The sequence below is a fragment of the Variovorax sp. PDC80 genome (genome assembly GCF_900115375.1).
In the GTDB taxonomy this organism is placed as follows: domain Bacteria; phylum Pseudomonadota; class Gammaproteobacteria; order Burkholderiales; family Burkholderiaceae_C; genus Variovorax.
The window spans coordinates 379,141-392,418 of record NZ_FOWG01000002.1; the positions used below are offsets into that span (position 1 = coordinate 379,141).

General features: G+C 68.8%; 11 protein-coding genes. 4 read left to right on the forward strand and 7 right to left on the reverse strand.

The annotated features are described in order from the left end of the window. Window positions 1-155 precede the first annotated feature (155 nt). The 4 genes from guaB to guaA all read left to right on the forward strand — a co-directional run bounded on the left by guaB (window position 156) and on the right by guaA (window position 4,025). Window positions 156-1,625 (forward strand): IMP dehydrogenase, encoded by a 1,470-nt coding sequence (gene guaB / locus BM109_RS07460; protein WP_093341788.1) that lies wholly within the window; start codon window positions 156-158, stop codon window positions 1,623-1,625. Window positions 1,626-1,715: 90 nt separating this feature from the next. Further along, a complete protein-coding gene (locus BM109_RS07465) occupies window positions 1,716-1,964 on the forward strand; it encodes a type II toxin-antitoxin system Phd/YefM family antitoxin (RefSeq protein ID WP_057591697.1) in 249 nt (82 codons plus the stop codon). Next, window positions 1,961-2,395 (forward strand): type II toxin-antitoxin system VapC family toxin, encoded by a 435-nt coding sequence (locus BM109_RS07470; protein ID WP_057591696.1) that lies wholly within the window; start codon window positions 1,961-1,963, stop codon window positions 2,393-2,395. The genes BM109_RS07465 and BM109_RS07470 overlap by 4 nt, the downstream gene beginning before the upstream one ends. Window positions 2,396-2,405: 10 nt before the next feature. Next, a complete protein-coding gene (gene guaA / locus BM109_RS07475) occupies window positions 2,406-4,025 on the forward strand; it encodes a glutamine-hydrolyzing GMP synthase (RefSeq protein ID WP_093341790.1) in 1,620 nt (539 codons plus the stop codon). Between the two features lie 49 nt (window positions 4,026-4,074). On the opposite strand, the gene BM109_RS07480 is transcribed toward guaA, so the two are convergent. From BM109_RS07480 to BM109_RS07510, 7 genes are all read right to left on the reverse strand, one after another. Then, a complete protein-coding gene (locus BM109_RS07480) occupies window positions 4,075-5,046 on the reverse strand; it encodes a zinc-dependent alcohol dehydrogenase family protein (protein WP_093341791.1) in 972 nt (323 codons plus the stop codon). Between the two features lie 66 nt (window positions 5,047-5,112). Next, complete coding sequence (locus BM109_RS07485; protein ID WP_093341792.1) at window positions 5,113-5,415, reverse strand: ArsR/SmtB family transcription factor; 303 nt, start codon at window positions 5,413-5,415, stop codon at window positions 5,113-5,115. Window positions 5,416-5,469: 54 nt separating this feature from the next. Further along, window positions 5,470-6,507 (reverse strand): MBL fold metallo-hydrolase, encoded by a 1,038-nt coding sequence (locus BM109_RS07490; RefSeq protein WP_093341793.1) that lies wholly within the window; start codon window positions 6,505-6,507, stop codon window positions 5,470-5,472. A gap of 35 nt (window positions 6,508-6,542) precedes the next feature. Next, a complete protein-coding gene (locus BM109_RS07495; RefSeq protein ID WP_057591691.1) occupies window positions 6,543-7,133 on the reverse strand; it encodes a TetR/AcrR family transcriptional regulator in 591 nt (196 codons plus the stop codon). 198 nt (window positions 7,134-7,331) lie between these two features. Then, window positions 7,332-8,276, reverse strand: a complete 945-nt coding sequence (locus BM109_RS07500; RefSeq protein WP_093341794.1) for a bifunctional Delta(1)-pyrroline-2-carboxylate/Delta(1)-piperideine-2-carboxylate reductase — start codon at window positions 8,274-8,276, stop codon at window positions 7,332-7,334. Window positions 8,277-8,307: 31 nt separating this feature from the next. Continuing rightward, the gene (locus tag BM109_RS07505) at window positions 8,308-11,766 is read right to left on the reverse strand and encodes a molybdopterin-dependent oxidoreductase (protein ID WP_093341796.1); all 3,459 of its coding nucleotides are present in this window, start codon (window positions 11,764-11,766) and stop codon (window positions 8,308-8,310) included. A gap of 17 nt (window positions 11,767-11,783) precedes the next feature. After that, complete coding sequence (locus BM109_RS07510; RefSeq protein WP_256222469.1) at window positions 11,784-13,181, reverse strand: short-chain fatty acid transporter; 1,398 nt, start codon at window positions 13,179-13,181, stop codon at window positions 11,784-11,786. Window positions 13,182-13,278: the final 97 nt, after the last annotated feature.

The window sequence follows — 13,278 nt, forward strand, 5'->3', positions numbered from 1 at the left end:
GGTTTTCGCCGCGATCCGAAGAGCGGGCAGTGGGCAAATGGCGACGCGGGAGGCGACGGGCGGGCGATAGGCCCGCACCGCGCGGGGCCGAGCCGCGGTGAGCCCGCCAGCATACCCCGCGGCCTCGTTACAATCCGTCTTTTGGAGCCTCACCCATGCGCCTTCTCGGCAAAGCGCTCACCTTCGACGATGTGTTGCTGGTGCCAGCGTTCTCCCAGGTCCTGCCCAAGGACACCTCCCTCGCCACCAAATTCTCCCGAAACATCACGCTGAACATCCCGCTCGTCTCGGCGGCGATGGACACCGTGACCGAAGCCCGCCTCGCGATCGCCATCGCGCAGGAAGGCGGCATCGGGATCGTGCACAAGAACCTCACCGCGCAGCAGCAGGCCGCCGAAGTGGCCAAGGTCAAGCGCTACGAATCGGGCGTGCTGCGCGATCCGGTGGTGATCACGCCCACGCACTCGGTGCGGCAGGTGATGGCGCTGTCGGACCAGCTCGGCATCTCGGGCTTCCCGGTGGTCGACGCCGGCCGGGTGGTCGGCATCGTGACCGGGCGCGACCTGCGCTTCGAGAACCGCTACGACGTGCCCGTCAGCGAGATCATGACCCAGCGCGACCGGCTGATCACCGTGCCCGACGGCACCACCCTGGCCGAGGCCAAGGCGCTGCTCAACAAGCACAAGCTCGAACGCCTGCTCGTGATCAACAGCGACTGGGAGCTCAAGGGCCTGATCACCGTCAAGGACATCACCAAGCAGACCACCTTCCCCAACGCCGCGCGCGATGCCTCGGGCCGCCTGCGCGTGGGCGCGGCGGTCGGCGTGGGCGAGGGCACCGAGGAGCGCGTCGAGGCGCTGGTCAAGGCCGGCGTCGATGCCATCGTGGTCGACACCGCGCACGGCCACAGCAAGGGCGTGATCGAGCGCGTGCGCTGGGTCAAGCAGAACTATCCGCAGATCGATGTGATCGGCGGCAACATCGCGACCGGCGACGCCGCGCGCGCGCTGGCCGAGGCCGGTGCCGACGCGGTCAAGGTCGGCATCGGCCCGGGCTCCATCTGCACCACCCGCATCGTGGCCGGCGTGGGCGTGCCGCAGATCATGGCGGTTGACAGCGTCGCCACCGCGCTGCACGGCAGCGGCGTGCCGCTGATCTCCGACGGCGGCGTGCGCTACTCGGGCGACATCGCCAAGGCCATCGCGGCCGGCGCCAGCACCGTGATGATGGGCAGCATGTTCGCCGGCACCGAAGAGGCGCCCGGCGAGATCGTGCTGTACCAGGGCCGCAGCTACAAGAGCTACCGCGGCATGGGCTCCATCGGCGCGATGCAGCAGGGCAGTGCCGACCGGTACTTCCAGGAATCGACCACCGGCAACCCCAACACCGACAAGCTCGTGCCCGAGGGCATCGAGGGCCGCGTGCCCTACAAGGGCTCGATCGTCTCGATCATCTACCAGATGGCCGGCGGCGTTCGCGCCAGCATGGGCTACTGCGGCTGCGGCACCATCGAAGAGATGAAGAACAAGGCCGAGTTCGTCGAGATCACCACCGCCGGCATCCGCGAGAGCCACGTCCACGACGTGCAGATCACGAAAGAAGCGCCGAACTACCGCGCCGAGTAACGCGGTGGCTGAACCTGATTCTGGCCAGACCTTGAAAGTCGGGCCAGATCAGGTTTAGAATTCGGGCCAGATTCAAATTTTCTGGCCCCAATGCAATCCATCGGCATCGCTGAAGCCAAGAACAACTTCTCGGCCCTGATCGACTCGGTCGAGAAGGGCGAGGAGGTTCGCATCACCCGCCACGGCAAGGAGGTGGTGCGCATGCTGCCGGTGCGGCGCAAGCCGGTCATCACCGACGAGCAGATCGCGCGCGAACTGGGCCAGATCGACGCGCTGCATGCCGCCATCCTGCCGGGCACCTCGGCCGGCGCGCTGCTGAACCAGGGCCGCCAGCCATGACCGCCTTCGTCATGGATGCCTCGGTCACCGCCGCCTGGCTGCTGCCCGACCACGCCAACGAACATACGCGCAGGCTCTACGCCGCCATCCGCCGCGACGAGGTCGAGCCGCAGGCGCCCAATGCCTGGCAGTGGGAGTGCGCCAACGTCATCGCCAACGGCGTGCGCAGCGGCCGCATTCCCTCGTCGGCCGTCGAGGGCCTGTGGAGCGTGCTCGATGCCATCCGCCATCGCGTCGAGCTGCACGAGCTCGCGCCGGCCCAGCACAAGGCCGTGCTCGCCGTCGCCATCGATGCCGGCGTGTCGCTCTATGCCGCGGGCTATCTGTGGCTCGCGCGCTCGCTCGGTCTTCCGCTCGCGACCTTCGACGAGCAACTCATCCAGGCCGCGCCGCAAGCGGGCGTCCGGCTGTTCGACATTTCAACGCTCTGAGTCCCAGCCCATGCAACACGACAAGATCCTCATCCTCGATTTCGGCTCGCAGGTCACCCAGCTCATCGCGCGCCGCGTGCGCGAGGCCCATGTGCTCAGCGAAGTGCATCCCTGCGACGTCAGCGACGAATGGGTGCGCGAGTACGCGGCCGACGGCCATCTCAAGGGCGTGATCCTCTCGGGCAGCCATGCCAGCGTGTACGAGGAGACCACCGACAAGTGCCCGCAGGCCGTGTTCGACCTCGGCATTCCCGTGCTCGGTATCTGCTACGGCATGCAGACGATGGCGCACCAGCTCGGCGGCAAGGTCGAGGGCGGCCACAAGCGCGAGTTCGGCTTCGCCGCCGTGCGCGCCCACGGCCACACCGCGCTGCTCAAGGAGATCGCCGACTTCACCACGCCCGAGGGCCACGGCATGCTCAACGTGTGGATGAGCCACGGCGACAAGGTCACCGAGCTGCCGCCGGGCTTCAAGCTCATGGCCAGCACCGACAGCTGCCCCATCGCCGGCATGGCCGACGAGGCGCGCCGTTACTACGCCGTGCAGTTCCATCCCGAGGTCACCCACACCGTGCAGGGCAAGGCCATCCTCGAGCGCTTCGTGCTCGGCATCTGCGAGGCCAAGCCCGACTGGGTCATGCGCGACCACATCGCCGAGGCCGTGCAGAAGATCCGCGAGCAGGTGGGCGATGAGGAGGTCATCCTCGGCCTGTCGGGCGGCGTCGATTCGAGCGTGGCCGCCGCGCTGATCCATCGCGCCATCGGCGACCAGCTCACCTGCGTCTTCGTCGACCACGGCCTGCTGCGTCTGAACGAAGGCGACATGGTCATGGAGATGTTCGAGGGCAAGCTGCACGCCAAGGTCATCCGCGTCGATGCCAGCGAGTTGTTCCTCGGCAAGCTCGCGGGCGTCAGCGACCCCGAAGCCAAGCGCAAGATCATCGGCGGCGAGTTCGTCACCGTGTTCAAGCAGGAAGCCGCCAAGCTCAAGGCCGGCGACGGCGGCCACAAGGGCGCCACCTTCCTCGCGCAGGGCACCATCTATCCCGACGTCATCGAGAGCGGCGGCGCCAAGAGCAAGAAGGCCGTCACCATCAAGAGCCACCATAACGTCGGCGGCCTGCCCGAGCAACTCGGCCTGAAGCTGCTCGAGCCGCTGCGCGACCTGTTCAAGGACGAGGTGCGCGAGCTCGGCGTCGCGCTCGGCCTGCCGCCCGAGATGGTCTACCGCCACCCGTTCCCCGGTCCGGGCCTGGGCGTGCGCATCCTCGGCGAAGTGAAGAAGGAATACGCCGACCTGCTGCGTCGCGCCGACGCCATCTTCATCGAGGAGCTGCGCAACTTCACCGACGCCGAGACCGGCAAGACCTGGTACGACCTCACGAGCCAGGCCTTCACCGTGTTCCTGCCCGTGAAGAGCGTCGGCGTGATGGGCGACGGCCGCACCTACGACTACGTCGTCGCGCTGCGTGCCGTGCAGACCAGCGACTTCATGACCGCCGACTGGGCCGAGCTGCCGTATGCGCTGCTCAAGAAGGTGTCGGGGCGGATCATCAACGAGGTGCGCGGCATCAACCGCGTGACCTACGACGTGTCGAGCAAGCCGCCGGCGACGATCGAGTGGGAGTGAGGTCGGGTCCTTCGCGGACTGTCGTCCGCGAAGAAAACCCCATCGGCCTTCAAGAGGCCGACGGCCCGACCTCGATCGCGATCTTCCCTCGCACCCCGTTGTTGGGACTTTCCAGCCGCGCATGGGCAAGCGGAATGTCGGCCAGCGAATAGACGGCACCCACATGCGGCCGTAGCTGCCCGCGCTCGATCAAGGCGCTCAACTCATCGAGCTTGCCGCGGTTCTGTCGCGTGAAGACGAAGTGGTAGCTCGCGTTCTTGCCCCAGGCCTGGACGAGGTTCTGCGGCCGGGCAATGTCCACGATGCTGACGACGCGGCCGAGCTGGGCCAGCACATCGGGGCTGCGCGACAGGGTGTCGCCGCCGATGGTGTCGAACACGACATCGACGCCGCGGCCACCCGTCTCGCGCAGGACGGCGTCGACGTAGTCCTCCTTCTCGTAGTCGATGAGCACGTCGGCACCCAGGCTGCGCGCGAACTCGAAGTTGGCTTCGCGCACGGTCGTGAACACCCGGGCTCCGATGGCTCTGGCGAGCTGGATCGCCACATGGCCGACGCCTCCGGCGCCACCGTGCACCAGGATGCTTTCGCCCACCCTGAGCGCCGCGCGCACGACCAGCGCTTCCCACGCCGTGCCGCCCACCAGAGTCAGGCTCGCCGCCTCGAGATGGCTCAGCGAGGAGGGCTTCTTCCCGACGATGCCTTGGGCGGCGACGTGGTACTCGGCATAGCTTCCCGGCCCGTCGAAGATTTGCGGCGTGTACCAGACCTCGTCTCCGGGAGAGAAGGCCGTCACGCCCGGCCCGACTTCTTCGACCACACCCGATACATCGTGGCCGGTGATGGCCGGCAGTGGCACCAGGTCGGGATAGTCGCCGCGTCGGACCTGGTAATCGAGCGGATTGATGGAGGTCGCGTGGACCCGGACCAGGACCTGTCCCGCATGGGGCACAGGGCGGGGCAGGTCGCACAGTTCGAACGATTCGGGGCCGCCGAACGATGTGAGTCTCAGGGCTTTCATTGGATGTCCTTCATTTCTGTAAAAAGGGATATCGGGAATTTCCGATGTTTGCGGGTAAAAAAAGGGTCAAAGCTCCTTGCCGATGATCTCGGCAAGGGCGCTGATGGTTGCCTCGTTGCGCTTGTAGTAGGTCCACTGGCCGATGCGACGGACTTCGACGAGACCGGCCCGCTGCAGGGTCGCCAGGTAGTCCGACACCGTCGACTGCGACAGCCCAACGCCTTCCTGGATGCTGCTGACGCAGACGCCCACCGTCAGGACGTCGCCTTCGTCCTGCGGAGGGAAGTTCTTCGCGGGATCCTTCAAGCCCTTGAGGATGTCGAGGCGCGTCCGGTTCGAGAGGGCCTTGAAGACTTCGAGCAGTTCCATGCGCCGATCGTATCGGAATTTACCGATATCCCAATGCCGATGACGTATGACCCTTCAAGTCTCAGGGGCCACCCACCACGCACGCCCCGTGCGCGGCGCCTCCAACGCCACCCGTTCCCCCATCACCGGCGTGGCCAGCTTCACGTCGCGCGCCTGTGCCAGTGCCTGGATGCGCTCGAATGGCTCGTTCCAGGCGTGCATCGCCAGGTCGAAGGTGCCGTTGTGTACCGGCAGCAGCCAACGCCCGCGCAGGTCGAGGTGGGCCTGCAGCGTCTGCTCGGGCTGCATGTGGACGTCGGCCCATTGCCTGTCGTAGGCACCGGTCTCGAGCATGGTCACGTCGAAGGGACCGTAGCGATCGCCGATGGTCTTGAAGTCGGCGTGGTAGCCGGTGTCGCCGCTGAAGAAGAGCCGCAGGTCGCCGGCCAGGATCACCCACGAGGCCCAAAGAGTGCGGTCCTCGTCGAGCAGGGTGCGGCCCGAGAAATGTTGCGCGGGCACGGCCGCGAGGCGGATGCCGCCGACGCTGGTCTCGTCCCACCAGTCGAGCTGCCGGACCCGCGCCGGGTCGACGCCCCAGCCGATCAGGCGGTCGCCCACGCCGAGCGGGGTGACGAACACCTCGACCTTGGGCGCGAGCCGCGCGATGGCGGCGCGGTCCAGGTGGTCGAAGTGGTCGTGCGAGAGGATCACGCCCTTGATCGGGGGCAGGTCGTCGATGTCGATCGGCGGCGCATGGAAGCGCTTGGGGCCCGCCCATTGCACCGGCGACGCACGCTCGGAGAACACGGGGTCGGTGAGCCAGAACTCGCCGTCTAGCTTGAGCAGCAGGGTCGAATGGCCGAGGCGGTAGAGGCTGCCGTCCGGCGCCGCCAGCAGTGCCGCGGTCGTCAGCGGCCGCACCGGGATCAGGGTGCTCGGCACGGTGGTGTCGCTCTTGCCGGTCAGGACCCGCCAGCCGATCGCCACGGTCTTCAGGAAACCCATCGGCGCGCGCGGCACGACGTTGCGATAGACGCCGTCGCGCTGCTGCGGCGACCGGGGATGGGCCGTGGGGCGCGAGCCGCAGGCGCAAAGCGAGAAGGTGGACATGGCGAGGACTCCGTTCGTGAACAGGTGGATGGGGCTCAGGCGCCGGCCGCCGGGCCGGGACGGCCGCAGACGAGGCGCACGGCGGTGCGGATGCCGGCCTGGTACTCGGCCGGCGTGCGGGCGTAGTGCTTGAGGCCGTGCGAGGCGGCATACAGGTGCTGCGCGAGCGCCTTGGCCGTGAGGCCGGCGCCGCGCCAGGGCACGGCGTCGCCGCTGGACTGGATGGCGCGTGCCAGTTCCTTGGGCACGGCCTGGTCGAACTCCTCGAGCACCGGGCCGACCAGCTCGCGCGCGGTCGCGACGATCTCGTTCATGTGCTCGAGCGACATCTGCGAACCGTCGTTCTGCGCATGCAGCGCCGCGAAGGCACCGACCAGCCGCTCCTCGATCGGCAGCTCCTCGCGCGCCAGCGCGGCCCGCATGGCCGCGAGGCCGCGTTCGGCGAACCAGGTGACGGCCTGCTTGAAGAGCTCGTCCTTCGCGCTGAAGTGCAGGTAGAGGCCCTGGCGCGAGATGCCGGCGGCGCGCGCGAGGTCGTCCATCGAGGTCTTGCGGTAGCCATAGCGCAGGAAGACGCCGATCGCGGCCTCCATGATCGCGACGCGCCGGTCGGGGGTGGGGGCCATCAGCGGGGCGCTCCGGCAAGGCCGAAGGAGATCGAGGGCAGAGAAGGCATGGGCGAGTTCGGCGATGAGGGTGGGTGTTCAAGGCCCCCGCCGGTCGACGCGCCGCGAAGCTCGGCCGCCGGTCCGTGAGGACAGAAGTCGAACTTTACAGTATTGATCTATTTTGTCAATTTGGTGCGGAGGCCGAAACCCCGCTGCTCACGCGGTTTCAACGCTCTCGTAGACGAGGATCGCCGCCGCGAGGTCTTCCAGCGCTGTGCCCACGGCCTTGAAGACGGTCCGTCCATCGGACTCGGTGCGACCCTGGATCCGGCCGGCTGCCAGGTCGGCCAGCTCTCCCGCCACGTCCGCCGCCGCGAACACGCCGCGCGACATCGGCCCGAGCAGTTCGCCGCTCTTCTGCAGCGCCTCCCGTGTGTCGATGAAGAGCTTCGCGCCGACGAACGCGGCGTCGTCGGCCTCGCGCATCTGCGGCGTGAAGCTGCCGATCAGGTCGAGGTGGCTGTGCGGCCGCAGCCAGGCCCCCTCGATCACCGGCTGCGTGGCGAGCGTGGCGCAGCTCACGATGTCGGCCTCGCTCGCGGCCTGGCCGAGGTCGGTGGCGACGAACGCATCGATATCTTGCGCGTGCAGGCGCGCGGCGAGTTCCTTCGCCGCCACTTCGTTGCGATCCCAGACCGCGATGCGCTCGATCGGCCGCACGGTGCGAAAGGCCTCGGGAACGAGGCCACCGACACGGCCGCAACCGACGACGAGCAGGCTGCGCGCCTTCACGGGCGCGAGGTACGAGGCGGCGAGGGCCGATGCGGCGGCGGTGCGGCGCGAGGTGATCTCGTTGCCGTCGATCTGTGCCAGCGGCTCGCCCGTGCTTGCGTCGTAGAGCGTGTAGGTCGAGAACAGCCCGGGCAGCCCGCGTTCGGCATTGCCCGGGAAGATGTTCACCGTCTTGATGCCCAGATAGCGGCCCTCCTGCCACGCCGGCATGATCAGCACGGTTCCGCCCGCTTGTGGAGCCTGGTTCTGGAGCGTGTGTACATGCCGCAACGGCACTTCGCAGCCGGCGACGAACATGTCGCGCAGCGCGGGGATCAGGCGCTCGAAGCGCAGGGCGTCGCGGGTGGTTTCGGTATCGATGGTTCTCATGGGGCGGTGGGATGGAAACGGAGGGCGGGGCTCATGCATCGAGCACGAGGTCTTCGAGCGGCACGGCCTGGCATGTCAGGCACACGGCCGGGTCTTCGGGTTCGCGGCCATGCAGGTGCGCCACCTTGCCGGCGATCACGCGCACGGCGCAGCTTTCGCATTGCCCCACGCGGCAGCCGCTGGGCAGTTGCAGGCCCAGCGATTCGCCGAAGCTCAGCAAGCTGCCTTGCCTGGGCGTCCACGTGGCCGGCCCGCGGCCCGAGCGCGCGAAGCGGACATCGAACTGCTGCGGACCATCCGTCGGCGGCACCGCGGGCGAGCGGAACACCTCGCTGAAGATGTCGAAGCGCGGCACGCCGCGCGCCACCAGTCCCGCGATGACGCTGTCCATCATCGCGGGCGGGCCGCACAGGTAGAAGCGCGCCCGCTGCGCGATCAGCGCATCGTCCACCACGCCGGCATCGATGTAGCGGTCCGACTGGTAGTCGATGCCGGCGCGGTCCTCGGGCAACGGTGCGTTGTAGTGGTCGATCACCTGCAACCGGGGCAGGCGTGCGCGGTGCTGCGCGATGCGTTCGCGGAAGGCATGCGTCGCGCTGTTCTGGTTGGCGTAGTAGAGCCGGATCGCGGGGCCTTCGGCGCCATCGGGCAGCGACTCGAGCAGGCTGATGAACGGCGTGATGCCGATGCCGCCCGCGAACAGCACCAGCGGCTGGAGCGAACGGCGCGGAATCACGAAACCGCCCGACGGTGCCCGCAGTTCGACCGTGTCGCCGAGCTTCAGATCGCGGTGCAGGTGGCCCGACATGCGCCCCTGGTACGGCGTGCCGTCGGCCGCGCGGCCGCGCTGGTGCCGCACCGCGATGCTGTAGCCGCGCCGATCCTCTTGCTCGGCCGCACCGGTGAGCGAATAGGCACGTGAAACCGGCGTGCCATCGCCGGGATCGAGCTTCAGTTCGACATGCTGGCCAGGCCGGTAGTCGGGCAGGGCGCCACCATCGATGGGCGCGAAGCGAATGCCCAGCACGCCCTCGGCCTCGGGCCGCAGTGTGTCGATGCGAAAGCGGCGCATGCCCGTCCATGCGCGCTGCCGCAACGCCGTGGCGGGATCGCGTTCGATGTCGCAGAGAAAGGAGCGGTGCGGCACCGAGCCGCTGACCGGGTCGCAATGGTCGGCCGAGATCAGCGCATTGAAATTTCTGCTTGATGCACCATCGACCGGCAGGCCCTCGCGGTCCAGTTCGCTGCAGCCCTGCCACCAGCCGAACTCGGCCACTACGAGGTCGTCCGCCAGGTCGGGCGTGATGCGCGCGACGAAGCGGGCCTCGCCCACGCGCGTGCGGATGCGCAGCCAGTCGCCGTCGACGATGCCCTTGGCCTGCGCGAGCGCGGGGCTCAACTCGGCCACCGGCTCGGGCGCGCGCCTGCGCAGCGAGGGCAGGCTGCGATGCTGGCTGTGGCAGTAGAGGCCGTTCTTGGCCGAGCTCAGCACGTAGGGGAAGCGGCCCTGTCCGGTCGCCCTGGCGTCGCGCGGCGTGTCGGCGGGCTCGACGAAGCTCGCCACGGGCGGCTGGCCGTGGCGCAGCAGGGTTTCGGAATAGAGCTCGACGCGGCGCGTGGGCGTGTCGAAGCCTCGCACGCCGGTGGGCGTTTCGCGCGCGTACTTCCGCTCGCCCGCGTCGATGTCGCAGGCCATGCCTTCGGGCCGCTCGCGCAGTTGCGCCACCGTGAGATCCAAGGGCTCGAGGATGTGGTTCCACCCGGCCTCCAGGCTGCCGCCGAAGAATGCGTCGCCCATGCCGAGGCGTTGCGCGAGATCGAACAGCACCTCGTTGTCGGAACGCGATTCCCCGCGCGGCGCCACCATGCGCTGGCGCAACTGCACCCAGCCGGCCGCGCGGTCGTCGATCTCGAAGCCGATGCGCAGGCCCTCGCGTTCCCAGGGCGTGTCGATCGGCAGCAGGATGTCGGCGTAGCGCGCTGCCGGCGTCTCGAACAGGTCGCAGTGCACGTGGAATTCGAGTTGCGACAGCGCCTGCTGCGCGAGCGCGGTGTCGGCCTGCGAGACCGGCAGGTTGGTGCCGAAGGCCATCATCGCGCGCACCTTGTAGGGCTCGCCCTCGACGATGGCGCGATAGGTGTCGCGCGCGGTCACCCAGCCATGGGCGGGTGGGCCGATCGGCCGTTCCTTCAAGCCGAGCGCCTTGGCGCGCTGCGCAGCGGGCAGCAGCGAGAGCGCATTGACCGCGTTGACGCGCGGGCCGGTGCGCACGCGGTTGCCGCCGATGCGGTCGAAGCTGCCGCCCAGCGCGTACAGCGTGGCGACCGCGCGTTCCGACTGGGTCGCGTTGGTGTGCTGGCCGATGCCGGTCCAGGCGTGATAGGCCGTGCGGTGCCCGCCGCCGAACAGCTCGGCCGCGGCGCGCAGTGGGGCTTCGGGCACGCCGGTGATGCGTTCCACCTCTTGCGGTGTCCAGGCGGCGCAGGCCTGCGCCAGCAGATCGAAGGCCGGGCGGCAGGCGATGCGCGTGCCGTTCTTCGCCGTCGCTTCGACCGCACCGCGCAGGCGGAAGTGGGTCGAGCCTTGAGCTCGTGCGGCCCGAGCGGTGTCGTAAGGCACTGCCCCCTGGTCCGCATCGCTCCAGACCATGAAGCGGTCGTGCTCGGCATCGGGCCTCAGGTCGCGCTCGCGCAGCAGATGCCCGTTGTCGTCGCGCACCAGTAGCGGCGCATTGGTCCAGTCGCGCACGAAGGCCGCATCGAAGCGCTCGTCCTCGATCAACAGGCGGATCAGCCCGAGCGCGAGCGCCGCATCGGTGCCGGGCCGCACCGGCAGCCACACGTCGGCCTGGCGCGCCAGCGCCGTGGGACGCGGATCGACCACGATCATCCGCGCGCCTTTCGCGCGGCCCTTCGCGATGGCATTGGCCTGGGCCAGCCAGGTGTTGGTGGGGTTGTGGCCCCACAGCACGATCAGCTCGGCCTGCGCATAGTCGGCCGGCGGCATGCCGCAGCCGAAGGTGAAGGCATGGGCGAAGTCCTTGTGCCAGTTGCAGACCTCGGTCGCGTAGCAGATGTTGGGGCTGCCGAAGAGGCGCACGAAGCGCTCGATCCAGTCGATGCTGTCGCTCAGGGGCGTGCCGCTCGGCGTGGTGACCGCGAACACCACCGATTCGGCGCCGCTCTCGGCCCGGATGGCTCCCAGGCGTTGGGCGGTCTCGGCCAGCGCCTCTTCCCAGCCGATGCGCACCCAGCCCGGATCCGGATCGCCCTTGGGCCGCGTGCGGCGCATGGGATGCAGCACGCGATGCGGGCTGTGCACGAGCTCGGGCGCGGCCTTGCCCTTCATGCACATCGCCTGGCCGGTCGGGTGCGTCGTGTCGGGCCGCACCGACACCAGCATGTCGCCGCGCACCTCGTTGAGCGTGCCGCAGCGCGAGCGGCAGAGCGTGCAGTAGCCGGGCTTGGTGTGCGTCGTGGCCGCGTCCATTCGAGTGCCCGGTCCGTTCAGGGCATCACGGGTGCCACGTAGCTCAGCGTGCGTCCCAGGAACCACAGCATGAAGAGCACCAGCGGCGCATGGACCAGCAGCTGCAGGAAGGTGAAGCCGACGATGTCGCGCGCCTTCAGCGAGAGCACGCCCAGCAGCGGCAGCATCCAGAAGGGGTTGATCAGGTTGGGCAGCGCCTCGGCCGCGTTGTAGACCTGCACGGCCCATCCGAGGTGGACCTTGAGTTCGTTGGCCGCCTGCATGACGTAAGGCGCCTCGATGATCCACTTACCGCCGCCCGAGGGAATGAAGAAGCCCAGGATGGCGGAGTACGCGCCCATCACCACCGCGAAGCTGTCGACGCTGGAGATGCTCACGAACAGGTGCGCGATGCGGTCCGACAGCGTGTGGCCGCCGTCGCCCTTGGCGGCGGTCAGCATGGCGGCGATGGCGCCGTAGAGCGGGAACTGGATGATCACGCCCGCGGTCGAGGGCACCGAGCGCGACACCGCGTCGAGAAAGCTGCGCGGGCGCCAGTGCAGCAGCATGCCGATCATCAGGAACAGCAGGTTGTAGGTGTTGAGCCCCGCGATCGCGATCAGCGGGCTCTTGGCCATGAACTCCTGCGCGAGCCAGCCGAAGCCGAGGGCGCACAGCAGCAGCGTGAGCAGCGGGCTGCGCTCGAGCCATTCGCCGGGGCGCCGCGCGGCGGTCGCGTCCGTGGCCGGCTTCACTTCGGTCAGGTCGATGCCGAGCTCCTGCGCCGTGACCGCGCTCTCGGCCGTCGGCGCGGACCACAGCGCGATCGCGACCGAGACGGTGATCAGCACCAGCGCCATCACCATCGATTGCCACAGGAAGATGGTCTGGCTGAACGGGATCACGCCGGTGATGTCGAGGATGCTCTTGGGCAGGCTGGCGGCGTTCGCCTGCAGTTGCGCGGCCGAGGAGCTCAGGCCGAGCGCCCAGGTCGCGCCCAGCCCGAGATAGGCGGCCGCGCCGGCGGCGCGGTAGTCCATGCGCAGTTCGGTCCGGCGCGCCAGGGCGCGCACGTAGAGCGCGCTGAAGATCAGCGAGATGCCCCAGTTGAACAGCGACAGGATCATGCTGATCGCCGCCACGTAGGCGATGGCCTGGCGCCCCGACACGGGCACCGATGCCAGGCGACCGATGAAGCGCGCGGCCGGCGGCGAGGTCGCGACCACGTAGCCGCCGATCGCCACCAGCGCCATCTGCATCGTGAAGACGATCAGGCTCCAGAAGCCGTCGCCGAAGGACTTGGCCACGACCAGCGGGCTCGATCCATTGAGCAGCGCCGCGACGGCGACCACCGCCGCCGCGATGGCCGCGAACACGTAGGCATCGGGGAACCAGCGCTCGGCCCAGGCGGTGAAGCGCAGGCCCAGTCGGCTCAGCAGGCCGGGACCCGCAGGGCCGGGGTGCGCGGCGGAAGGAAGCAGGGCGTCTTGCCCGGGGGCTGTTCTTGATGTCGAGGGCATGGTGTCTCCAGTG

What these genes read in the sequence shown, in the direction of transcription:
- guaB (WP_093341788.1), top strand. Translation starts at nt 156, where the DNA reads ATGCGCCTTCTCGGCAAAGCGCTCACCTTCGACGATGTGTTGCTGGTG.
- BM109_RS07465 (WP_057591697.1), top strand. Translation starts at nt 1,716, where the DNA reads ATGCAATCCATCGGCATCGCTGAAGCCAAGAACAACTTCTCGGCCCTG.
- BM109_RS07470 (WP_057591696.1), top strand. Translation starts at nt 1,961, where the DNA reads ATGACCGCCTTCGTCATGGATGCCTCGGTCACCGCCGCCTGGCTGCTG.
- guaA (WP_093341790.1), top strand. Translation starts at nt 2,406, where the DNA reads ATGCAACACGACAAGATCCTCATCCTCGATTTCGGCTCGCAGGTCACC.
- BM109_RS07480 (WP_093341791.1), bottom strand. Translation starts at nt 5,046, where the DNA reads ATGAAAGCCCTGAGACTCACATCGTTCGGCGGCCCCGAATCGTTCGAA.
- BM109_RS07485 (WP_093341792.1), bottom strand. Translation starts at nt 5,415, where the DNA reads ATGGAACTGCTCGAAGTCTTCAAGGCCCTCTCGAACCGGACGCGCCTC.
- BM109_RS07490 (WP_093341793.1), bottom strand. Translation starts at nt 6,507, where the DNA reads ATGTCCACCTTCTCGCTTTGCGCCTGCGGCTCGCGCCCCACGGCCCAT.
- BM109_RS07495 (WP_057591691.1), bottom strand. Translation starts at nt 7,133, where the DNA reads ATGGCCCCCACCCCCGACCGGCGCGTCGCGATCATGGAGGCCGCGATC.
- BM109_RS07500 (WP_093341794.1), bottom strand. Translation starts at nt 8,276, where the DNA reads ATGAGAACCATCGATACCGAAACCACCCGCGACGCCCTGCGCTTCGAG.
- BM109_RS07505 (WP_093341796.1), bottom strand. Translation starts at nt 11,766, where the DNA reads ATGGACGCGGCCACGACGCACACCAAGCCCGGCTACTGCACGCTCTGC.